This window comes from Thermobifida fusca NBRC 14071 = JCM 3263 (assembly GCF_001592045.1).
Classification (GTDB): Bacteria; Actinomycetota; Actinomycetes; order Streptosporangiales; family Streptosporangiaceae; genus Thermobifida; species Thermobifida fusca.
On record NZ_BCWB01000045.1, the window covers coordinates 15,518 to 38,404 of the forward strand.

At 67.9% G+C, this 22,887-nt stretch carries 19 protein-coding genes and 1 tRNA gene; 10 read left to right on the forward strand and 10 right to left on the reverse strand.

All coding sequences use genetic code 11. From position 1 onward, the window contains the following. Nucleotides 1–148: 148 nt before the first annotated feature. A tRNA-Leu gene (locus tag TF1_RS11865) sits at nt 149–231 on the forward strand. Nucleotides 232–274: 43 nt separating this feature from the next. On the opposite strand, the gene TF1_RS11870 is transcribed toward TF1_RS11865, so the two are convergent. Beyond that, a complete protein-coding gene (locus TF1_RS11870; RefSeq protein WP_016187940.1) occupies nt 275–733 on the reverse strand; it encodes an SSI family serine proteinase inhibitor in 459 nt (152 codons plus the stop codon). 80 nt (nt 734–813) lie between these two features. Between TF1_RS11870 and TF1_RS11875 the strand changes: the two genes are divergently transcribed. The 6 genes from TF1_RS11875 (at nt 814) to TF1_RS11900 (ending at nt 5,650) form a co-directional block, all read left to right on the forward strand. Next, a complete protein-coding gene (locus tag TF1_RS11875) occupies nt 814–1,146 on the forward strand; it encodes a rhodanese-like domain-containing protein (RefSeq protein ID WP_011293475.1) in 333 nt (110 codons plus the stop codon). A gap of 585 nt (nt 1,147–1,731) precedes the next feature. Next, entirely contained in the window at nt 1,732–2,214 is a 483-nt protein-coding gene (locus tag TF1_RS11880; protein ID WP_051122445.1) for an ATP-binding protein, read from the forward strand. 126 nt (nt 2,215–2,340) lie between these two features. Further along, entirely contained in the window at nt 2,341–2,679 is a 339-nt protein-coding gene (locus TF1_RS11885) for an STAS domain-containing protein (RefSeq protein WP_370492689.1), read from the forward strand. A 13-nt stretch (nt 2,680–2,692) separates the two neighbouring features. Beyond that, complete coding sequence (locus TF1_RS11890; protein WP_011293471.1) at nt 2,693–3,496, forward strand: glycosyltransferase family 2 protein; 804 nt, start codon at nt 2,693–2,695, stop codon at nt 3,494–3,496. 10 nt (nt 3,497–3,506) lie between these two features. Beyond that, nucleotides 3,507–4,454 (forward strand): prephenate dehydratase, encoded by a 948-nt coding sequence (gene pheA, locus TF1_RS11895; protein ID WP_016187937.1) that lies wholly within the window; start codon nt 3,507–3,509, stop codon nt 4,452–4,454. Nucleotides 4,455–4,870: 416 nt separating this feature from the next. Then, nucleotides 4,871–5,650: a hypothetical protein gene (locus TF1_RS11900; protein ID WP_016187936.1), complete on the forward strand. Its 780-nt coding sequence runs from the start codon at nt 4,871–4,873 to the stop codon at nt 5,648–5,650. Between the two features lie 184 nt (nt 5,651–5,834). On the opposite strand, the gene TF1_RS11905 is transcribed toward TF1_RS11900, so the two are convergent. The 4 genes from TF1_RS11905 to TF1_RS11920 form a co-directional block, all read right to left on the reverse strand. Further along, nucleotides 5,835–7,130: a dihydrolipoamide acetyltransferase family protein gene (locus TF1_RS11905; RefSeq protein WP_011293468.1), complete on the reverse strand. Its 1,296-nt coding sequence runs from the start codon at nt 7,128–7,130 to the stop codon at nt 5,835–5,837. A 10-nt stretch (nt 7,131–7,140) separates the two neighbouring features. Next, on the reverse strand, nt 7,141–8,136 hold the full coding sequence (locus tag TF1_RS11910; RefSeq protein WP_011293467.1) for an alpha-ketoacid dehydrogenase subunit beta: 996 nt from the start codon (nt 8,134–8,136) through the stop codon (nt 7,141–7,143). Nucleotides 8,137–8,156: 20 nt separating this feature from the next. After that, nucleotides 8,157–9,254, reverse strand: coding sequence for a pyruvate dehydrogenase (acetyl-transferring) E1 component subunit alpha (gene pdhA / locus TF1_RS11915; protein WP_011293466.1), 1,098 nt, complete (start codon nt 9,252–9,254; stop codon nt 8,157–8,159). A gap of 271 nt (nt 9,255–9,525) precedes the next feature. Then, complete coding sequence (locus TF1_RS11920; RefSeq protein WP_011293465.1) at nt 9,526–10,203, reverse strand: GntR family transcriptional regulator; 678 nt, start codon at nt 10,201–10,203, stop codon at nt 9,526–9,528. Between the two features lie 655 nt (nt 10,204–10,858). Between TF1_RS11920 and TF1_RS11925 the strand changes: the two genes are divergently transcribed. Then, a complete protein-coding gene (locus TF1_RS11925; RefSeq protein WP_016189432.1) occupies nt 10,859–11,698 on the forward strand; it encodes a phosphatase PAP2 family protein in 840 nt (279 codons plus the stop codon). 163 nt (nt 11,699–11,861) lie between these two features. On the opposite strand, the gene TF1_RS11930 is transcribed toward TF1_RS11925, so the two are convergent. From TF1_RS11930 to TF1_RS11950, 5 genes are all read right to left on the reverse strand, one after another. Beyond that, on the reverse strand, nt 11,862–13,580 hold the full coding sequence (locus TF1_RS11930) for a sensor histidine kinase (protein WP_061783898.1): 1,719 nt from the start codon (nt 13,578–13,580) through the stop codon (nt 11,862–11,864). A gap of 152 nt (nt 13,581–13,732) precedes the next feature. Beyond that, nucleotides 13,733–14,236: a universal stress protein gene (locus TF1_RS11935; RefSeq protein ID WP_011293462.1), complete on the reverse strand. Its 504-nt coding sequence runs from the start codon at nt 14,234–14,236 to the stop codon at nt 13,733–13,735. A gap of 81 nt (nt 14,237–14,317) precedes the next feature. Then, the gene (locus TF1_RS11940) at nt 14,318–16,732 is read right to left on the reverse strand and encodes a glycoside hydrolase family 65 protein (protein WP_061783899.1); all 2,415 of its coding nucleotides are present in this window, start codon (nt 16,730–16,732) and stop codon (nt 14,318–14,320) included. Further along, nucleotides 16,729–17,511 carry an HAD family hydrolase gene (locus TF1_RS11945; RefSeq protein ID WP_016189430.1) on the reverse strand — a complete coding sequence of 261 codons (783 nt, stop codon included), beginning with the start codon at nt 17,509–17,511 and terminating at the stop codon, nt 16,729–16,731. The genes TF1_RS11940 and TF1_RS11945 overlap by 4 nt, the downstream gene beginning before the upstream one ends. 132 nt (nt 17,512–17,643) lie before the next feature. Further along, nucleotides 17,644–18,360: a CBS domain-containing protein gene (locus tag TF1_RS11950; RefSeq protein WP_061783900.1), complete on the reverse strand. Its 717-nt coding sequence runs from the start codon at nt 18,358–18,360 to the stop codon at nt 17,644–17,646. Nucleotides 18,361–18,676: 316 nt separating this feature from the next. Here TF1_RS11950 and TF1_RS11955 point away from each other — a divergent pair, with 316 nt between their 5' ends. Then, complete coding sequence (locus TF1_RS11955; RefSeq protein ID WP_016189428.1) at nt 18,677–19,528, forward strand: universal stress protein; 852 nt, start codon at nt 18,677–18,679, stop codon at nt 19,526–19,528. 54 nt (nt 19,529–19,582) lie between these two features. Continuing rightward, nucleotides 19,583–22,300 carry a cation-translocating P-type ATPase gene (locus tag TF1_RS11960; protein ID WP_061783901.1) on the forward strand — a complete coding sequence of 906 codons (2,718 nt, stop codon included), beginning with the start codon at nt 19,583–19,585 and terminating at the stop codon, nt 22,298–22,300. Nucleotides 22,301–22,887 lie beyond the last annotated feature (587 nt).

The following is a 22,887-nucleotide window of genomic DNA, read 5'->3' on the forward strand; positions in this document are numbered from 1 at the left end:
GTCGTTACCAAGTGACCGGTGAAGGAGAAAAGATGCACGGACTCCTCTGAGACCGTGCTAGCCTTGAGGCACACCGCGGACAGGGATCCCGAACCCGCAGGGTCAGGGCACTGTCAACGGCGGATACAATGGCAATGAAATGCCACTCGGGCGGGTGGCGGAACGGTAGACGCGCACGGTTCAGGTCCGTGTGTCCGAGAGGATGTGAGGGTTCAAATCCCTCCCCGCCCACAAGCGGCCCCGGCAGTGCCGGGGCCTTGTTCTTTTCCGACGGCTACGGGTCGAGGAGCGGGGCGAGTTGCTCCCATCGGGCGATTTCGCAGCCGTTGGTGCGGGAGAACTCGGCGTTGACGTCCGTGTGGTCGATGCGTCCTCGCACGGTGGCGGTTTCCGGGCCCCCGTAGACGAGGATGCAGGGCTGGTCGGCGGGAACCGGTTCGAACACGTCGGTGCCGGCGCGGTCGAGGGCGGCGCAGGCTGCTGCAGGGTCGGGGTGGGTGCCGCCGGCTGGTCCACAGGTGAGCGTCCACACGTCTGGCGAGGGCTCGGCGCGGGGCGTGGGGCTGTCCTCGACGGCGGAGAAGCGTTCGATGGTCAGTTCGGTCTGTGGCTGCGGGGAGACGCCGGGTGTGGTGGCGGGCGGCGAGGTGTCGGTGGCGGGGCTGCAGCCGCAGAGCAGGATGCAGACAGCGGTGACCGGGATTCCCACGGCGGCGGTAACGAGACGGCGCATACTCTGTCAAACGCGTACGAACGGGATAGGGTTTCCGTTTGCTACTGATCGTGATCTTCTCAGTGCGGAGAGGGGTCTAGGTGTCCGGTGTCAGCATTCCGGTGGTCGAGGTGAGCGCGGTTCCGGAGAACGGCTACCTGCTCGACGTGCGCGAGGAGGACGAGTGGCGGGCAGGGCACGCGCCTAACGCCGTCCACATTCCGCTGGGGCAACTGGCGGAGCGCGCCGCGGAGATTCCCAAGGACACCCAGGTGTATGTCCTGTGCCGGGTCGGTGGACGCTCCGCACGTGCCGTCCAGGCCCTCAACGAGGCAGGGTGGCGGGCCGCGAACGTCGCTGGGGGGATGAGCGCCTGGGCGCTGGCGCGGCGTCCCATGGTGAGTGAGACGGGAGAGCCTCCGGTCGTGCTCTAGGCGGGCTGCACGAGCGCTCAGCGTGGGGGCCGCTGCGGCGGCCCTTTCCTGCTGTCGGAAGGGAGACGGGATCGCCCGCAGGCGAGGAGTGCTGCGGGCACGGCACGCCGGCCTGTGCCCGGCTGGAGGGCGTGTCCGCGGCTGTCGTCTTGGTGTCGCGGCGATTTTCTGTTCTGGTCTTCCCACGGTGGGGCGGGCCTGTAGGCGGCCCGCGGTGTCTCCGGGCGGCGGCAGAGCCGCCGCAGTCGCGGACAAAAGCCTCGTATGCCCGTCGACCAGGAGAAACGCAGATGAGATTCACATTACAGTGCGTTTCCGGCCCTACGGGCGTCTCGGATGGGAGAGTAGAAAAACCTGGCTGGGGGTGCGGACATCAATTCGGCAGTCGAGGACCGCGGGGGGGATACCGCCACGGGCACGCGGGTTTCCTGGAAAGCCGAACCGGGCATCCCGCACCTGGTGGTATTCAGGGACGGCGTCGCGCGCTGATCAGCCGAGAACCAGCACAACCAGGAGACGGGTAGGGTCGCTGCCCCGGGAGAGCAGGGCGGCGGGCGGGCCTTCGGAGAACTGAGGAGTGGGGACGTGTCGCGGGCCGTACTGTTGCCATATGCGTTGTCGAGCGTCGCCGTTGCGCGCCGATACCTGTGCGCTGACCTCCGTGCTGCGGGGATTGCTCGGTCGCTCGTGGACGATGCTGCACTTGTCCTCACTGAACTGCTGGTCAACGCGCTGCGGCATGCGAGCCCGCTCCCCCCGCCGTACCCGCCGAACCGGGTCCGGGTGGCGTGGCGCTTGGTGTGTGCCGAGGACCAGGAGAGCCAGGAGGACGGCGGCCACTGGGTGGAGATCGCGGTGAGCGACGGGGGCGGGGAGACCCTGCCGCGGGTAGCGGGGCCGTCGGTTTCGGCCCGGGGCGGCCGCGGTTTGGGCATTGTGCAGCAGATCTCCGCGAAGTGGGGCACGGAGCTGGATGCGAACACCACCACGGTGTGGGCGATGATCGACATTCCAGTGATCGCGGTGACGGAAGCCGTTGCAGAACTGCCGCGTGCCTCCTCGGCATGACGCTTCACCGTGTTTGCGCCGGTCAGCGCGGAAAACGCACGGGAAGGAAACGGTAGGGCGAAACACCGTTCGGGCGCTGGCCGAGGTCGGCCTCCGGTCGCTACAGTCAGCCCTGTGGAGCTGAAGATCTCAAAGAAGTATCGCCTAGATCACGTAATAGTATCCGTTTGTGGGGAGATTGACCTGTACACCGCGCCGGTGCTCCGGGGGGAACTCGCCGACGCGGTGGTGTCCGGTGGGAAGACCGTGGTCGACCTGGGCGAGGTGGAATTCTGCGACTCCACCGGCCTGGGGGTGCTCCTAGCGGCGCTCAAACAGGCACGCGGAAACAACGGCGACCTTGAACTCGCAGCTCCCCGACCCGCAGTCCGCAGGATTCTGCAGATTACCGGTCTGGACGAGGTCTTCACCATCCACGAGTCCGTCGACACTTTCGTGGCGACTGCTACGGGAGTCGCCACCTAGCCGGAGAGCAGCCATGGCATCTACCAGGGGACCGGGCCGGGTCGCCGCCGTCATCCCTGCCAGGAACGAGCAGGAGCGGATCGGTGCCACAGTGCGGGCGGTGCGCGCCTTGCCCCACGTGGACCTGGTCGTGGTCGTGGACGACGGGTCCCGCGACGAGACAGCGGCCGTGGCCCGTGCCGCGGGGGCCCGCGTGTTCCGGCATGCCCGAAACAGGGGCAAAGGCGCGGCCATGGAGACCGGTGCGGAAGGGGTCCGCGGCTATGAAGCGGACGAGCGGCGGTCCGGCGCTGACGTGGCCCCCCGGCACCTGCTGTTCGTGGACGCCGACCTTGGGGAGACCGCTGGCGCGGCCGCGGCTCTGATCGAACCGGTCTGCGCGGGGGAAGCGGACATGACGATCGCGCGGTTCCCGGCCACCCGGCTGCGGCTCGGCGGGCACGGCATGGTCGTCCGACTGGCCCGCGAAGGTATCCGGCGCGCCACGGGGCGGGAGATGGAGCAGCCGCTCAACGGGCAGCGCTGTATGACCCGGCGTGCTTTCGACGCGGCCAGCCCGCTCGCCCCGGGGTTCGGGGTGGAGACCGGGTTGACGATCGACTTGCTAAGCCGCGGGTTCCGGGTGGTGGAAGTGGAAGTGCCGATGGAGCACCGTGCCACCGGCACCGATCTCCGCTCCCAATTGCACCGGGCCCGCCAGTTCGTCGACGTGGCCCGCGCTCTCGCAGTGCGGGAGCTGCGCGGCGTACGGGCGCGGAGAGCGCGGGCCGATCTTCTAGGGCGGATAGCGAACGAACAGGTCCAACGAGCGGAGTAGCCTGCTGTACATGTCGAACCGCTATGCCTACCTCGGCCCTGAAGGCACGTTCACCGAGGCTGCGTTGCGCGCACTCAAACCGGAGACGCCATCCGCGGAGTTTGTGCCGTGCAACGGCGTGGACATGGTGTTCGCGGCGGTACGCAGCGGTGAGGTCGAGGGCGGGGTGGTCCCGCTGGAGAACTCTGTGGAGGGCGGGGTGAGCGCCACCACAGCGGAACTCGTCAACGGTGAACCGCTGCTCATCACCGCGGAGATCACCGTGCCGGTGGAGTTCACGCTGTTCGCCCGCCCTGGGACCACGCTCCACGACGTGAAACGGGTCGCCACCCACTCGCACGCACTGGCCCAGTGCCGGGGATGGCTGGCGGAGAACCTGCCCAACACCGAGTCGTACGTGGTCTCCTCCACCGCCGCGGCAGCCCAGTCCGTGTCCGATCCCGCGTCCCCCTATGACGCGGCGATCTGCGCGCGGATCGCGGGAGAGCGGTACGGGCTGGTGCCTCTGGCGGAAGGGATCGGGGACCGCGCCGACGCCGCTACCCGGTTCATCTACCTCAGCAGGCCGGGGCCGCTGCCCGAGCCCACCGGGGCTGACCGCACCTCGCTGGTGGCGTTCCTGCCCCACGACCATCCGGGGGCGCTCGTGGAGCTGCTCACCCAGTTCGCGGTCCGCGACGTCAACCTGACCCGCCTGGAATCGCGGCCTACCGGGGACGGGCTGGGCACGTACTGCTTCTTCATGGACGCGGAAGGCCACGTGGCGGAGGCCCGGATCGGCGAGGCGCTCATGGGGCTGCGGCGCATCTGCCGGGACGTGCGGTTCCTGGGCAGCTATCCGCGTTCGGACGCAGGCATGCAGCAGAGGCGGCCGCAGGCCCGGGTCAGCACTACGGACGACGACTTCCACGAGGCAGAGCGGTGGCTGGCCCGCATCCGCGCGGGACAGGTCGACTGACACCCAGGCCGGGTGCGGCCGGGCCTGCCCGGGTGGGGAGAACCGGTTCGGCGGGGAACACCGTCGGCGGGCGCGCCACTGCGGTCTCATCATCAACGCCCCGGGGCTGCGCTGTGCTTGCCGCATTTTTCCTGCGGTGACGGTGCGTGCCGGTCCGCGGACTGTCGGCGGCCGGCGGCGGGACTCACCCGGATGTGCCTGCTGGTTCCTTGCAGCGGGGCCTGTCGGGTGCCCGGGGAGCGCCGCGCCCGGCGGGCACGGATGCCTGCCCTGAGTTCTTGCTGGCCAGGCGACGGGCGCGCGAGAACTGGTCATCTTACCGATAGGCGTGAGGCGGTGTTCGGTTCAGGCTGGAAGAGGAAGCAGCACCGGATCGGCGTTACCGCGCAGCCGATCACGATGAGGGAGCGCGAACCATGGCCGAGAGCACCGTCCGGATCTTCGACATCATGGCCTGCAATGTCTACTGGGACTTTGACGGTTCGCCCCTGCCCCGCGAACAGCACAAGTTCCTGGTCTCGTTCTATCCCACCAAGGGTGCGCCCACGCCCGAGCTGATCGACAGCATCGTCGCCTACGGCCCCGACGGCTACCGTGTAGAGTTCGCCAATCAGCGGTTCACCCCGGACAACAAGAACGGCTACATCTACGACCGGACCCTCGACTACTACTGGTACATGGTCAACCTCGCCACCGGTTTCCTGCCGGAAGGCGAGTACACCATCGAGGTCACGGGCAAGGACGGCACCGTGGACCGCCGGTCCCGCATGCAGCGGCAGGAGTCCACCGACGCGCTCGTCCCCGCTTACCGGGAACACCGGCAGCAGATCCTGGACTCTTTTGCGCCTTCGGGCCGCCAGCGGCTGCCGGAAGGGACCGCGCTGACCGACCTGGTGTGCTCGTGGCGCACCCTCAAAGAGCTGGCTGGCCGCGACGCCTACTACATCTACCGGCTCGCGGAGGGCGGTTCCGCGCGAGAGTTCGACACGCAGAACCTGACCTGGTGGGACAACATCTTCTTCCAGAAGCTCCGCGGAGACGCGACCGCGGGCCTCAACCGGGACAGCGTCACCGTGGCCGCGGAACTGAAGCCCGACACCACCTACGCCTACTTTGTGGAGATCACCGACTCCAACGTGCAGAGCGAGACCAACATCTGCATCTTCCAGCCCCACCAAGTGTTCACCACCCCGTAGACAGCGCGACCTCGTTGGGGTGGTGAACGGCGAGGCCCCGTCTGCCGGTCCTGACATGGGGGAGGGTGCTGGCAGGCGGGGCCCTCCGCCGTACCGCGAAGCACAGGCAGGGCCGGGTGGGCTCCGGAACACGCGGCAGAGCCCGCCCCGCGGAAGGCAGGGCGGGCTCTGCACGGGATACGGGCTACAGCACGATCCGCATCGGGGACTCCAGCACTTCGGCCAGGTCCTTGAGGAAGGCGGCGCCGACCGCGCCGTCGACCGCGCGGTGGTCCACCGAGAGTTCCAGCGCGATGGTGTGCCGGGCCACGATCTCCCCGTCGCGCACCACCGGCTCCTGCTGCATCGCACCCACGGCGAGGATCGCCGCCTCCGGCGGGTTGATCACCGCGGAGAAGCTCTCCACACCGAACATGCCCAGGTTGCTGACGCTGAACGTGCCGCCGCTCATGTCCTGCGGGCTCAGCTTGCCGTCGCGGGCCTTCTCCACCAGGGCGCGGGAGCGCCGGGCGACCTCCGACAGCGCCAGGGTGTCGGCGTCGTGCAGCACCGGGACCACCAGGCCGGTGTCCACAGCCACCGCGATGCCCACGTTGATCCGCTTGTGCCGCAGCAGCTTGTCGTCCACCCACGAGGAGTTCACCTCCGGGTGGTCGCGCAGCACGGTGGCTACGGCTTTGACGATCAGGTCGTTGACGCTGACCTTCACCCCGGTCGGGGCGAGCTGCTCGTTGATCTGCGCCCGGAACTCTCTGAGCGCTTCGGCGTCGATCCGGCGGCGCAGGTAGAAGTGGGGGATCTCCTGCTTGGCCTGGGTCAGCCGGCGGGCGATCACCCGGCGGATGTTGGTGACCGGAACCTCTTCGGAGGCACGCAGGTCCTCGAACTCCGGCTGCGGCGGGGCCGCGGCAGGGGCGGGTGCCTTGGCGGCAGCGGGCTGCGGTGCAGCAGCCTCCTGCTCCCGCTTCTGCTGGGCTGCGGCTTCCACGTCGGCGCGCACCACCCGGCCTTTGGGGCCCGACCCTTGGATTTTGGTGATGTCGAGACCGTATTCGCGGGCCAGGCGGCGGGCCAGCGGCGAGGAGAGCGGACGCGGTTTGCCTCCCTGCTCTGCCGGGGCGGCCGGGGCCGGGACCGTGGGCTGCTCTTCCTTGGCCTCCTGGGCGGCGGGCGCGGGCTGCTGCGGCTCCTCCGCCTTCTGCTCGGCGCCCTCCCCGCCCTCCGGGGCGGCAGGCACAGCGTCCGGGCTGTCGGCGATCACCCCGATGACCGCGCCGATCGGCACGGTTTCGCCTTCGCGGACCGTCTGCTGGACCAGGTAGCCGTCTTCGTAGGCTTCGTACTCCATGACGGCTTTGTCGGTCTCGATCTCCACCAGCACGTCGCCCACGGAGACCTTGTCACCGACCTGCTTCACCCAGGAGCTGATGACGCCTTCCTCCATGGTGTCGGAGAGGCGCGGCATGTAGATTTCAGACATCTGTGGTTCCTTAACCGACTCTCCGGCCGACGGCTCTCAGGGTTTCGTAGATCACGGTCGTGACCGACTCCGCTGACGGCAGTGCGGCGTTCTCCAACGGCTTGGCGTACGGCAAGGGCACTTCGGCCATCGCCACCCGGCGCACCGGAGCGTCGAGGTAGTCGAATGCGCCTTCTTGAATGGATGCGGCGATTTCCGCGCCGATCCCATAGGTCAACCAGTCGTCTTCGGCAACGACCGCACACCCGGTCTTCTTCACCGAGTTCACGATCGTCTCCCGGTCTAGCGGACGCAGGGAGCGCAGGTCAACGACCTCGACACTGATTCCCTCTTCAGCGAGTCGGTCCGCCACCTGAGTGGCGATCATGGCCATCCGGGAGTAGCCGACGAGGGTGATGTCGGTGCCTTCACGGACGACGGCGGCCCGGCCGATTTCGCCGACGACTTCTTCGTCGGGGACTTCGCCCTTCGTGTTGTACAGGCCGAGGTTCTCCAGGAAGAGCACCGGGTCGTCGTCGCGGATCGCGGCACGCAGCAGGGCTGCGGCGTCAGCGGGCGTGCTGGGCGCCACGACTTTCAGCCCGGGCACGAACGCGTAGTACAGCTCGACGTTCTGCGAGTGGGTGGCGCCGAGCTGCTGGCCGCCGCCGCCCGGGGTGCGGATCACCATCGGCACACTGTTCTGGCCGCCGAACATGCCGTAGATCTTCGCGGCATGGTTGACGATCTGGTCCAGGGCGAGCAGGGAGAAGTTGATCGTCATGATTTCGACGACCGGGCGCAGGCCGAGCATGGCTGCGCCGACGGCTGCACCGACGAACCCCTCCTCGGCGATGGGGGTGTCGCGGACGCGCCGCTCCCCGAACTCTTTGAGGAGGCCTTCAGTGATCTTGTAGGAGCCCTCGAAAACGCCGATCTCCTCACCCATGAGGAAGACGTTTTCGTCGCGGTGCATCTCGGCACGCAGGGTGTCGCGCAGGGCCTGACGGTAGGTGATGACGGGCATGGTGCGGAGTCGCTCCTTGTCTACTCGGCGAACACCGGGTCGGCGGGCATCCGGCGCGACTCGTTGGCCACCGGGGTGGCGTAGGTGTAGTCGAACAGCGTGGACACCTCGGGGTGCGGGCTGTTCTCCGCGAAATCGGCGGCGTCGGCGACCTCGGCTTTCACCGATTCGGCGATCTCCTTTTTGATCTCGTCGGTGAGAATGCCCGCCTCGGTCAGGCGTTCTTCGAACATGGCGATCGGATCGTTGGCGAGGGCCTCCTCCGCCTCCTCCTTGGTGCGGTACTTGGCCGGGTCCACCACGGAGTGGCCTTTCATCCGGTAGCTGAAGGCTTCCAGCAGGAAGGGGCGGTGTTCGCTGCGGGCCCGCTCCACCAGTGTGGTGGCGGTGTCGCGGACGGCGAGGACGTCCCGGCCGTCGACGCGCACCCCTTCAATCCGGTAAGCGGAGCCGCGCTTGTACAGTTCGGGCTCTGCCGAGGAGCGCTCGACCGGCGTGCCCATACCGGTGAAGTTGTTGATCACCACGAAGATCACCGGCAGGTTCCACAGGCTGGCGATGTTCAGCGACTCGTGGAACGCGCCGATGTTGGTGGTGCCGTCGCCCATCTGGCACATGACGACTTCGTCGCTGCCCCGGTAGGTGATGGCGAGGGCAGCGCCGACGGCGAGCGGCAGTTGGCCGCCGACGATGCCGTAGCCGCCCAGGAGGCGGGTTCGGGCGTCGAACAGGTGCATGGAGCCGCCCCAGCCCTTGGAGACGCCGGTGGAGCGGCCGTAGAGCTCTGCCATCACTTCCCGCGGATGGGTGCCTTTGGCGATGGCGTAGCCGTGTTCCCGGTAGTTGGTGAAGAGGTAGTCGCGCTCCTGGAGCGCCTCCATGAGACCGACGATGGTGGCTTCTTCACCGAGGTTGAGGTGGCAGTAGCCACCGATACGCGCCTGGGTGTAGGCCTGCGCGGCACGCTCCTCGAAGCGGCGGATCAGCAGCATCTGCCGGTAGTAGTCGAGGAGTACTTCGGGCTTCTCACCGTTGAAGTGAGAGTCGGCGTTATTACGGGCCGCGCGGCGGCGAGAACCGGTCTTGCCGGTCGCCTTCGGCTTGGCCGTGTCAGCCATGTCGCTGCCTTTCTGTGTGTGAAAGGACCCGTGTCTGGTGTTGACCCTTCACGGGCCGGGGTCGTGCCGCGGACGGAGCGCGGTACGACCGGTGCGCTACCCACCGGGCTCAACGGTGGTGCGCGGTGTGGCTGGGTTCTCCGTCTTTCTTGTGGCTGATGTGATCTATGTCGCGTCCACTTTAGGTATCGATCGATGATCGATCAATACGACTTTACGGGCAATCCTCTGTTTTCGCAGATAGCGGAGAAGAGCTCCGGGGAGGAGCGAGTCAACTCACGGAGTCGCGGGAGCGCAGTGCCGCCTCGACGTAGTTAAGCACGTGGTCGCTGAGCATCTGGCCGACGTGGGGGTCCCGGTTGCGGAACGCCTGGGTGATCGCCCAGTGGTCGGCGACCTTGGCATGGAGCTCCATGTTGAGCCAGCGCACAGAAAGCGCGGTCCACACTTCCACGCCCAGCGATTCCCAGGTGTGCAGCAGCACACTGTTGTGGGCGGCGCGCACGATTTCGCGGTGGAATTCGACGCTGTGTTTGATCTGTCCGTCCACGTCTCCCGCGGCGGTGGCTTCGCGCAGCGCTTCCACTTCGCGTTCCAGTGGCCGGATGTCTTCCGCGAGGCGGGGAGCGGCGAGGCGGGCCGCGACCAGTTCCAGTCCGGCACGCACCGGATAGATCTCGGCCATGTCCGCGACGCCGAAGTCTCGGACCCGGGCGCCCTTGTTGGGCACTGATTCGATCAACCGCAGTGCTTCGAGTTCGCGCAGGGCTTCACGGACCGGGGCCTGGCTCACGTTGAGCTCGGCTGCCACCCGGCGCTCCACAATCCGCTCTCCCGGCTTCCACCGGCCGGAGAGCAAGCCGTCGACTAGGACGCGGCGGATCTGTTCGCGGAGCGGATTGCGATCCAGACGGGAGGCGTCCCCCGGTTTCTGGGAAAGTTCGACCATCGACGGCCTTTCTCTGCTTTGCTGTGTAGACGACGGCCGGGCGGGCTGATCAAGCGTGCCATATCGAATTTCGGTCGCCTCCCGCATACCCCCGCGGCCCGCCGAATGCGTGCCTTGGGGCGCTGTTGCTTCACGAAACGCTCACACCTGGGTCTCGGCCCCGTGAACAGTGCCCTAGCAGAACCCTGCCGGACATGAAAACACGAGGTAGGAGCGATCGTAGCCAATGGGTATCAGAGTCTCTTGACAGAGTCGCCAGGTATGCTCATCTGTCGGACATGTTCTGATCACCGGCCGCTTTCGGGGCGGAACCCCGCGTCGAAAGCGGCCATGCCGGTGCGCTGCCGACAGTTGTGCCCCCCGCATCCGTCGGTGGCGGCACTGGACAGGACAGCCGTCAAGTGGCCGGTTCCCCCAACCGGTCCATGCGTCCACGAGTGAAGGGCGTGGACGCATCCCTGCGACCCTGAGGACCTTCAGTAGCCAGCTATCCCCTTGTCCAACCGTGCCGCAGGCTAGCCCACACCTGGGAGAGAGCACTGAGCACATGATGCATACATCGCGGATCCGACCAAGACCGCACTACCCCGACGGAAGGCCCGTATCTGTCCCCAAGCGACATAGCGTCGACCACGGTCCCCAAGAGGGGAGGGTGATGACCCGCCCGACGGAGCCGAGACGGTCCGAGGTCGTGGAATGGCCCAGTGCGAGCGAGATCGCCTGGGGGCTTGCGTCGGACAAGACCGCGATTCTGTTGGCTGTGGTCCTGGTCACGTTGACAGTCCTGTCTGCGGGCGCACTCCAGCCGATCGACGTCATGATCAACACGCTGCCGCGCCCGTTCGAAGATGAGATCAGGACGTTTCTCATCTTATGGCCTGACACGGTCGCTTCGCGAGCCGTGGCCCTACCAGTTTTGGCAGTAGTCGCCCTGCACTTGGCGTACTGGCACCGCTCCTGGCGGCCCATTGTGCTCGGAACCGGCGGCGTATTCGGGATGATCTGCCTGGTTGCGAGCATGAAGCTCATCCTGGGCCGGTCACACCCGCGCACCAACGACCCCTCTTTCTTCACGGAGGGCGGTGTCTCGTTCCCGTCGGGGCACGGGGCGAACGCCATTCTCATCTACGGCCTCGTGCTGTTCCTCATCGTGCGCTACCGGGCGGTACGGCCGCATATCGTGCCCCGGTTGGCCTACTGCATTGCAGGAATCGCGTTCCTGCAAGCCGTGGTCTCGATCTACCTGCACTTCCACTGGTTCAGTGACCTGGCGACCGGCATGGTCGCCGGCGCTTTCGCGCTGCGGCTGACCATCAAGCTGGACGAAATGATCCCCGAAGGGCGCACGGCGCAGTGGTGGCCGTTCCACGGCCGGTCCTGGCCGTTTCTGTTCCGGAGAATGGACGAAGCGGGCTCCGGCCGGCAGCTCCCTCGCGGTCCCGACCGGCGGACCACAGCCGACGACTGGGAACGACCCCCTGATCATCCCCGCTGAATACGCGCGGAGACTTCCTGGTTTCCCGTGGAACGGGGCGTTTCACGGTCAATTCTGCCACGCTGCTCGGCGTGGCAGGAACGCGGAATCAGTCCGGGAACCGGCGGACAAATCCGGCCTGTACTCGAGAAGACCGCGGCGCACCAGCCCCGGAGCAGCGGGGTTACTCCCGCGGCAGCGGCACCTGCCAGCGCAGCATGGTGCCCCCTTCAGGGCGACGCGCCGCTTCGAAGGAACCGCCTAGGGATTCGGCGCGTTCCGCGAGGTTCCGTAGCCCGCTACGGCGCCCCTGCTCGGGAAGCCCCACCCCGTCGTCGGTGACGGTCAGGGTCACGTGCGAGTCCACCTGCACGACGATGTCGGCCTGGGAGGCGCGGGCGTGCCGGGCGACATTGGACAGGGCTTCCCGCAGCACGGCGAGCACATGCTCGGCGATAGAGTCCGGCACCGCGCTGTCAATGGGGCCGTCCAGCCGCACCCCGGGGGAGAAGCCCAGCGACTCGGTGGCGGCACCGACCACGTCGAGAATCCGGCTCCGCAGCCAGGCCGGGCCCCCTTCCGTGTTGTGCTGCAACGCGAAGATCGTGGAGCGGATCTGGCGGATCGTGTCGTCGAGGTCGTCGACAGCCTGCTGGATCCGCTGCGCCACCGTGTCGTCTTCGATCCGCCGCACCGAGCTCATCAGCGACATCGCGATCGCAAACAGCCGTTGGATCACCACATCGTGCAGGTCCTTGGCGATACGGTCGCGGTCTTCCAGGACGATGAGCCGTTCCGCGTGGCGGCGCGCCTCAGCCAGCTCCAAGGTGACCGCGGCGTGCCCGGCGAACGCGTGCAGCATCTGCACAGTCGGCATCGGGAAGGGGAGGCGTCCGGCACGTTTGCCGAGGATCAGCACTCCCCGGCGGGAGTCGGGGGCACCGAACGGCACCAGCACTACCGGGCCGATGTCGAGCCCGTGCAACAGGGTCGGGGAGGTAGCGGACTCGCGGGCCAGTTCGGTGATGATCGGGTCCGCGCCACGGAAGGCACGCCCGGTCAGCGATCCTTCCACCGAGGTGGAGCGGCCGCGGACCACGGACGCGTCCGGGCCGTCGGCGATCCGTACCACGAGCTCTTCCTCGTCCCGGTCGGGGGTGGCGATGGCGACGAGGTCGGCGTCGGCCATGTGCCGGGCTTTCTTAGCGACCAGGTGCAGGACTTCGCGGGGCGCGGTTCCGGAGAGCAGGCGCGTAGTGATCTCGTCGGAGGCGTCCAGCCAGGTTTCGCGGCGGCGTGTCTCCTCGTACAGGCGGGCGTTTTCGATCGCGATCCCGGCCGCAGTGGCGAGGGCGGTGACGATCGCCTCGTCTTCCTCGTCGAAGACCGCGTTGTTCCGCTTCTCCGTCAGGTAGAGGTTGCCGAACACTTCGTTGCGCACCCGGATCGGCACACCGAGGAAGGTGCGCATCGGGGGGTGTCCTGGGGGGAAGCCCGCAGACTCGGGGTGCTCGGAGATGCACGACAGACGCAGGGTCTTCGGCTCTTTGATGAGGATGCCGAGCAGGCCGCGCCCTTCCGGCCAGTGTTCGACGGCGGCGATCTCCTCGTCGCTCATGCCGAGGGGGATGAACTGTTCCAGTTCTCCCCCGGGGCCGATGACCCCCATCGCCCCGTAGCGGGCGTCCACCAGGTCCATGGCGGTGGAGACGATGCGGCGTAGCGTGCTCTCCAGGTCGAGGCCGCTGCCGATGGAGACGACCGCGTCGAGGAGGGAACGCACACGGTCCCGGACGAGCATGACGGCGTTGATCCGAACCTGGAGTTCACTGAGCAGCTCGTCCAGGCGCATCTGGGGGACGAACACGCTGCCGCGCTCGCCGTTGGGGGTGTCGTCGGCCATGCCTGCCCTCACCTGTGGGTGTCCGCTCCGTTGCGGTAGACGATTCTTCGTCCTTGGGGCCAGTCTAGGCATGCCCCCAGAAAAGTGATCGTGAGGTAGCGATTGGTTGGCGACCTCACAAGACGCCCGGAACAGGACAGCCGGGCGGTGGTTCAGGATCCGACGGGGGTGGCGGGCAGGAGGGCGAGCGGGCTCCGCTCCCCCACTGCCGGTTCGGGCACGTGCGAGACGATCACGACGGGGCAGCGGGCTTCACGCACGCAGGCCGCGGCCGTGGAACTGAGCGTGGGAGTGTCCAGGGAGCGGTGTTCCGGGGTGCCCACGACGAGCAGGTCGGCTTCTGCTGCAGCGCGCAGCAGGGCGGGGGCGACGAGGCTGCCGCCGACCACGAACGGGACAATACGCGGCCATAGGCGTTCCGCTTCGCGCACGGCACGGCGCAGGTGCCGGACGAGCCGGGAATGGCGTTCTGCGGCGGAGGGAGGCGCGCCCGCGTAGCTGGGCCAGGTGACTTGTTCTTCTTCAAGGACGTGCACGACCCACAGTTCGGAGTCTCGGGAACGCGCTTCTTCAGTCGCCCATTTGAGGGCAGCGAGGGAAATCGCCGAACCGTCGAACCCCACAACGATCCGGTTTTTCCGCTGTGTCGGAATCATCGGAAGTCCCCCTGCGTGCGGTTTTCCCACCCACTACCCAACCAATCAGGCGGGGTGACACCCGTCTACGGGAGAAGGGGGTCACAGCGGGGGACCTTGGTCCTGGGAAGCGCCGCCTCCCAGGACGAACACGTGGTCGCAGCCGGCAGGCACGCGCGCGGTCTGCCCCGCCACGTGCACGGTAACGGGGGGAGCGGTGGAAGGCGGCACGCTGATGCGCACCTCGTTGCGGTGGAACGACAGCCGGATTCCCCAATGGCCTTGGTAGGGCAGGACGAAGGAGAGGGAGCCGATCTCGGAGGGCAGCTCCGGGTCGAGGTGCAGCACGCCGTGGCGGATCTCCAAGCCGGTGTAGCAGCGGGTGACCAGGTCGACGGTGCTCGCCATCGCCCCCAGATGGATGCCTTCCGCGGTGGTGCCGCCTTGCACGTCGGCGATGTCGGAGCGCAGCGCTTCCACGAAGAACTGCCATGAGGCCGTGTGCCGGGTGCGGGCCATGACCCAGGCGTGGACGGCGGCGCTCAGCGTCGACCCGTGGGAGGTGCGGGCCAGGTAGTAGTGGATGGTGCGCGGGATGAGGCCGGGATCGTACTCGTAGCCCAGGTCGGTGAGGATGTCGGCGAACTCGTCCGGGGACAGCAGGAAGAAGAGCATGAGCACGTCGGCTTGTTTAGACACCTTGTACCGGTCGCAGGTGTCCCCTTCTGCTTCCAGGATCCGGTCGAGCCTGCGGATGTCGCCGTACGTGTTCCGGTAGTGCTCCCAGTCGAGTTCGACGAGGTGCTCATAGCCCGCGAACTGGCTGATGACCCCTTCGTGGAAGGGCACGCGCATGCGGGTGCGCACGTCTTCGAACAGCGCTAGCTCGTCGAGCCCCATGCCGAGGCGTTCCATGAGTTCAGCCCGGCTGCCGTCGGGCAGGATCCGCAGGATGTCGAGGGCCCGCCGCAGTACCCACACGGCCATGATGTTGGTGTAGGCGTTGTCGTCGAGGCCGGGCTCGTCCCGGTCGGGGTAGCCCTCGTGGTATTCGTCCGGCCCCATGACTCCGCGGATCACATACCGGTTCTGGGACCGGTCGAATGTGGCGAGCGAAGCGAAGAACCGGGCGATGTCCACGAGCAGTTCGGCCCCGAAGTCGAGGAGGAAGTCCACGTCCTCGGTGACCTGGTAGTGCTGCCACACGTTGTAGGCGATGGCGAGACCCACGTGGCGTTGCAGGTGGGAGGCGTCGGGAATCCAATGCCCGGAGCGCGGGTTGAGGTGCAGGCGCTGGGTTTCCTCCCGGCCGTCCATGCCGCTCTGCCAGGGGAACATGGCGCCGCGGTAGCCGGCGGCCCGGGCGGCAGCGCGCGCGGCGGGCAGGCGCCGCCACCGGTAGCGCAGCAGGGAGCGCGCGATCTGCGGGAACCGGGTGTTGAGGAAGGGGAAGACGAAGAGTTCGTCCCAGAACACGTGCCCCCGGTAGGCCTCCCCGTGCAGGCCGCGCGCGGGCATGCCCACGTCGAGGTCGGCGGTGTGGGGGGACAGGGTCTGCAGGATGTGGAACAGGTGCAGGTGGAGCACCATGGTGTGCTCGGGGTTGCTGATGGTCACGTCGCAGCGGCGCCACAGGTGCCGCCACGCGGTGGCGTGGCGGTGGAGCAGGCCGGTGAAGTCGGCGGCGTGTTCGACGGCGGCACGGGCCGCTTCCCTGCGGTTGCTGACCGCGTGGTCGAGGGAAGAGTAGACGGCCACGATCTTCTCCACCGTGACCTGTTCCCCTTGGGCTGCGGGAATCTCCAGGGTCTGTTCCACTAGTTCGTCTTGGCAAGTCACCTGGGTTTTCTGGGGTGCTGGTCCCGTGGTGACCGTGGTGCGGGCCGCGAGGACGATTTCGATGTCGGAGGTGGAGGTCCGGCAGCGCAGCCACATGCGGCCTGCTTCATCGCCCTCGGTGCCGCCTGGGCGCAGGTGGTCGCTGTTGAGGTCCCGGTAGCGGGCAACCCCGCTGTTGGTGACTCGCCCGTCCAAGCCGACTCGGACAGTGAGCGGCCCGGCCCAGTTTTCTGGGATGAGGGTGGTTTCCAATGCGGCGAGGTGCCGGTCGTCCATGGAGACGAGGCGGCGTTGGACGAGCCGGGTGCGGCGGCCTTCCTTGTCGACCACGGTTCCGGTGCGGGTCAGCACTCCGCGCCGCATGTCGAGTTCGAGCTGCTGGTCGGTGAGCTCGGCGCCGTCGCCGAGCCATGACCCGTCGGCGGCGCGGAAGGTGAACGGCAGCCAGTTGGGGATGTTGACGAGGTCTTCGTTGGTGACTTCGTGGTCGGCGACGATGGAGGTGAGCCGGTTGTAGCAGCCGGCAAGGTAGGTGCCGGGATAGTGCACTCCGTCGGCTCGGGATTCGGGGGCTGCGCCCCGGGTGGCGAACACGCCGTTGCCGAGGGTGCACAGCGCTTCCCGGAGTCCTTCCGTGGCAGGGTCGAAACCGTCGTAGCGCAGCAGCCACGGGTTCATGGCGATACCTCCGCACCAGTGAGTTCCAGGCTCGCCAAGCTGGACACGACGATGTGCGCCCCTTTCTCGTAGAGTGCGGCGCGCTGATGCGCCCGGTCGACCCCGATGACCAGGGCAAAACCGCCGCGTCGGCCCGCTTCGACCCCGGATAGGGAGTCTTCGACGACCGCGGTGGTAGCGGGGGAGACGTCTAACCGGCGGGCCGCTTCCAGGAACAGGGCAGGGTCGGGTTTGCTGGGCAGACGCAGCCGGGCCGCGTCAACCCCGTCAACCCGGACGTCGAACAGGTCGCTGATTCCGGCAGCGCGCAGCACTGCGGCGCAGTTGCGGCTCGCGGAGACCACGGCGAGGCGGATGCCCCGCTCCCGCAGGCGGTGGATGAGCCGGACCGTGGCAGGGTAGGCGGTGACGCCGTACTGGTCGATGTAGTCCTTGAAGTAGCGGTCTTTGCGGTCGCCCAGCGTCGCCACGGTCATGGTTTCGGGCCGGTCGGGTGGCGCGGTGTCAGGCAGGGTGAGGCCGCGGGAGGCGAGAAAGTCGCGGATGCCTGCGGTCCGTGCCTTGCCGTCCACATGGCGGCGGTAGTCCTCGATGAGGTCGAACGGCCGGAACGGGGGCCCGCCACTGCGGGACAGGTCGAGGAGGAACTCGTCGAAGGTCCGTTTCCAGGCGGCCGCATGCACGGACGCGGTGTCTGTGATCACCCCGTCCATGTCGAAGAGCACCGCGGTGATCCGGTCGAGCGGAAGAACCTGCCTGGTTGTGTCGCGCACCGTCACTGTGTTTCCTTCACGTCGTTCGAACAAGGTTCGGGGCGGCTGCGGCGAAGGCCGCGTTCCGGTGTTCCAGCAGCGCCGGGTGACGCCGACACGGCTGGCACGGGGCGAGGACGGTGGGCGTGCGGCCGCCACTCACCAGGAACTGCCGCGCCAGTGCACGTACTCGGGGACGACGTCGTCGACCCGCCAGTCGAGTTCGCTGACGACGTCCACCACGCCTTCCACGTGGCTGGCCCGCCGCACCAGGGTTTGGGCGAGGCTGCGCCGTTCCACGGTGCCCCACAGGGTGACGATCCCGTCGTCCACGGACAGGGCAGGCGGTTCTCCTCCCACGGGCTGGAGGGCTGCCACCAGTTCGGTGTGGACTTCTCTGGCAAGGTCCTCATCGCTGCGCAGGAACACCATGAGCAGGTCGCGGCGGGTGACCATGCCCACCAGGTAGTCGCCTTCGGTCACCACCGGCAGTTGTTTCACCCCGTGCCGTTCCATCACCCGGGCAGCCCGGGCCACCGATGTTCCAGGGGAGACCGTGACCGCGGGGTGCGACATCAACTGGTCGGCGCGGTTGGCAGCGGCTTTCTCCGCACTGTTGGCCCCGCCCGCCCCACTGATCCGGGCGCGGAGCCGGGCGCGCAGCGGCGGTGAATAGTCGTCGCCGCCAATGAACTCTTCTTTGTGGAGGAGGTCTCCCTCCGACACCACGCCGACAACCCGGCCCGCTTCGTCGACGACGGGCAGTGCGCTGACCCGGTGGTTGATGAGGGTTCTGACGATGGTTTTGAAACTGGTGGAGGCGACTACCGATGGTGGTTCGGCTGTCATGACATCACGGACGACGGTGCTGTCCATCTGTTCACTCCCTTGGACTTCGCGGACTCACCCCCCGGTGGAAGGCAGCCCTTCCGTGCGTTGTTGAGGCGCATGTCGTGCCGTGGACCGGGTAGTCCGCTCCCATCGCCCTCTGCCCACCACTGTGCGACTCGCAACACCTTTTTCGGTAGTGCCTTAGGGCCTGGGTGATCAGACCTTGGTGTCGCGGATGTCGTGGGAGGACGACCGTCGAGTCCGCGACTTTCGGGACTGTGCCGCCGGGCCGGACGGTGTGAGGATGAAAGCAGGCGGACCGGTCGCGGGAGGGGTAGTAGGGCGGCAACCGGAGGTCGGCATGGAGAAAGCGATCCTGGTCGGGGTCGACGGGTCCGCGGAAGCGTTGGACGCGGTTGCCTGGGCCGCTGATGAGGCCGCACGGCGGCATTGTCGACTGCTCGTGGTGAACGCCTATGTGATGCCGCGGGCGGAGGCCGCGTTCGGATGGTCGCCGGAGGCGATCAAAGAGGACGCGGCCAGCGTGATTCGCGCTGCTCGGGAACGCGCCCAGGAGGTGGCTCCCGGGCTTGCGGTCGACGACGCGGTGATCGTGGATTCGCCCGTGTCCGCTCTGCTCCGCAAGGCCCGGGACGCGGCGATGGTGGTGGTGGGCCTGCGGGGCCGCGGCGGGTTCCCCGGGCTGCGGATCGGTTCCGTGTCCTACCGGCTGGCAGCGCATTCGCCGGTGCCGACCGTGGTAGTGCCGGGGGTGGTGCCGCTGGGTGACACCGAGGTCGTGGTGGGGGTGAGCGGAGACCACCGCGCCGCCCCTGTGCTGGCGGAAGCGTTCGCCGCCGCCGCTGCGAGCAGCAAACGGCTGCGTGCGGTGCGCGCGTGGTCGGAGCCGATCCTGCCGTCGCCGGAGATGCGGCCGCTGCTGTACGACCCGGACGAGGTGCGGGGGTCGCACGCCCGGGAGCTGGCGGAGGCCCTGCGGCCGTGGGAGGAACGCTACCCGGATGTCACCGTGGTCCGCGACGTAGTGGAAGGCCAGCCGTCGGTGGTGCTTGCCGAGGCCGGGCGCGCGGCCCGGCTCATCGTGGTGGGCGCGCGCGGCGGCCGGGGGATCACCCGGCTGGCGTTGGGCGGGGCCGCCCACGGTCTGCTGCATAACGCGTCCCGGCCGGTCATGGTTGTGCCGGTCCAATGACCGGGGCAGACCGGCGGGACGGGTCCTGTTCCAGGCGTGGAGGGACAAAACCGGATGACTGGACCAGCGGTTGTGGACCGGCAGTGGCACACTGTGGCCGCCCACGAAGTATTCCCGGCCTTGGAGACGTCCCCGGACGGGCTCACCGAGGAGGAGGCGCGTCGTCGTCTCGCCGAGTACGGGCCGAACCGGTTGGAGGAGGCCCCGCCTCCGTCAGCCGTGGCGGTGTTCCTCCGCCAGTTCGCCAGCCCGGTCATCGCGATCCTGCTGTTCGCTTTGCTCCTCACGGTTGTCCTCCGTGAATGGCTGGACGCCGCGGTGATCGCGGCAGCGCTGCTGGTGAACGCGGGTATCGGTTTCGTCCAGGAGCGCAAAGCCGAACAGGCGGTGCGGGCGCTGATGAATCTGAGTCAGCCTCGTGCCCGCGTGGTGCGGGACGGCCGCCGCCGCGAGGTGGAGAGCACCGATCTCGTGCCCGGGGACGTGGTGTTCATCGAGTCCGGCAGCCGTATCCCCGCTGACATCCGCCTGGTGGAGGCGCACGCCCTGGAGGTCGACGAGTCGCTGCTGACCGGGGAGTCGGAGCCGGTGGTGAAGTCCACGGCGACGGCGGCCGCCGACGCCGGGGTGGGGGACCGCAGCGGCGTCGCGTTTTCGGGGACGATGGTGGTCAGCGGGCGCGGCATGGGGGTGGTGTACGCCACCGGTAGGCGCACCGAGCTGGGCGCGATCGCTGGGCTGTTGAAGAGCGAACCGGAGACGGCGACTCCGCTCAAGGAGCGGATGACGCGGCTGTCCCGGGTGATTGTGGCCGCCACCCTGGTGTCTGCGCTGCTGGTCATGGCGATCGGTTTGGTGCGGGGCGGCGACCCGATGGAGCTGCTGCTGGTGGCGGTGGCGCTCGCGGTTGCCGCGGTGCCCGAAGGGCTGCCGATCGTGCTCACGGTGGCTTTGGCGGTCGGGGTGACCCGCATGGCCCGCCGCAACGCGATCGTGCGCCGCATGCTCGCGGTGGAAGCGCTGGGCAGCGCCACGGTGATCGGCTCGGATAAGACGGGCACGCTGACCGAGAACCGGATGACGGTGCGGCGGTTGTGGAGCCCGGCGGGCGGGGAGGCCGGCCCGGCAGCGGTCACCCCCTATTGGGGGAATATCACGGAGCTGCCTCTCGAACAGGTCGACCCGTATGTGCTGCTGGTGCTGTGCGGGGCGTTGACGAATGAGGCCACGATGGCTTCCGAGGAGGGGAGGGAAGCTTCCGGGGATCCGACCGAGGTGGCGCTGCTGGAAGCCGCGTACGACGCGGAACTGCTGCACACGGCACGGGATGTGCGGTTTCCGAAGACCGCGGAGGTGCATTTCGAACCGGCCCGCCGTTTTTCCGCGACGGCCCGCCGCTGGGGGAACCGGGAGGTCTTGTTCGTCAAGGGAGCCCCGGAACGGGTGGTGGAGATGTGCGACGCCCAAGTGGGCCGGGTGGAAGCGGGACGGTGGCAGCCCGCTGCGCTGCGGCCCGGGGAGCTGCACGCGGCCGGGGAGCGGATGGCCGCGGAAGGGCTGCGGCTGCTGGCTTTGGCGGTGAGCAGACCGTACGAGCCGGGAGCCGTATCCGTGGATCCGCACGACCCGTCGGGGCTAGTACTGCTCGGCCTGGTCGGCATCATGGATCCGCCGCGCCCCGGGGTGCGGGAGGCGGTTCAGGACTGCCGCGAGGCAGGGGTCCGGGTGGTGATGATCACCGGGGACCATGCGGTCACGGCCCGCGCGATCGCCGCAGAGCTGGGGATCTGCGAGCCGGATGCGCCGGTGCTCACCTACCAGCAGATTGCGGGGTTGGACGACGAGGAGTTGCGGGCCGCGGTCGCCCAGGTGAACGTCTACGCCAGGATTCCCCCGGAAGGCAAGCTGCGGCTGGTGCGGGCGTTGGAAGCCAACGGCGAAGTGGTGGCGGTGACCGGGGACGGGGTCAATGATGCGCCCGCGTTGAAAGCGGCATCGGTGGGTGTGGCGATGGGCCAGGAAGGCACCGATGTAGCGCGGGAGGCAGCCGAGATTGTGTTGGCTGACGACAACTTCACCACGATCGTGCACGCGGTGGAGGAGGGGCGGGTCACGTTCGACAACATTCGGCGCGCCGTGTTCTTCCTGGTGTCGATCGGCGCGGCCATGGTGGTGGCGTTGACCGTGTCCACGCTGCTGGGGTGGCCGCTGCTCATGGTGCCCGCCCAGTTGCTGTGGCTGAACCTGGTGACGAGCGGGGTGCAGGACATCGCTTTGGTGTTCGAACGCGCCGAACCGGGCCTGCTGCGGCGGCCGCCGCGCTCGGTGCACGAGGGCATTCTCTCGCGGCTGCTGTGGCAGCGGGTGGGGGTGACGGGTGTGGTGATGGCAGCGGGCACGCTCGCGATGTTCTGGTGGGAGTGGCAGCGCACCGCATCGTTGACGGCGGCGCAGACGATGGCGTTGACGACCATGGTGGTGTTCATGGCGTTCCAGGCGGGGAATGCCCGGTCCGACACCCGGTCGGTGCTGGGGATGCCGCTGCGGTACAACCCTTACCTGGTGGTGGCCGTGGCCGGCTCGTTCGCGCTGCACGTGGCAGCGTTGTATTTCCCGCCGACCCAGGTTTTGCTGCGGGTGGAGCCGTTGGACGCTGCCGCGTGGGCGCGGATCGCTGCGGTGGCGGTCAGTGTCGTGGTGGTGGTTGAGCTGGAGAAGATGGTGCGCCGCGCGTGGGCGCGGCACGGGGAGCCATCAGGGGCCCGGCAGTAGCCGCGTGCGGCTGGCCGCTGATCTGTAGCCACGGGCGGCCGCGGGTTTGTCGTCACCGACAATGTCGGCCGATTTTTCTAGGGACCAGGTGGGGAGGCTGGCAGTAGCTCGGAGACGAAATCCGCGCTGCCCATGATCGACCGCTGGTGAGTATTCCTGTCATTCTTTGAGCAGCCGAATGCGTTGCGGTGTGCGCGTGTCCGCCTACCGCCTTTTTACGGGGGATGAACATTCGTGAGCGGACAACCGACAGGGGATGATCAACGTGGACGTCAGGACGCTGCACGACATCGCAGCTCTACCCGATCCGCTTGACCAGGCCCGCGCCGCCTCAAACGCCATGGCAACGCTGCAGGGACAGTCGATTGAACTGTCTCGGATTCGCTGCCAGGCGATTGTCGAAGCCCAGCAGGTCGGGATGCGGCAGGAGGAGATTGCTCGCCAGCTTGGGGTGACACCGGGGCGGATTTCGCAGATGAAGAAAGCAGGAATGGAAAAGGACGCACACCGTCCCCCTGTCGCGGGGCTACCGGGCCCAAGCCGCGGGTTTTGGTGGAGCGTGCCCTGTCTACACCGCCGCGGGTGCG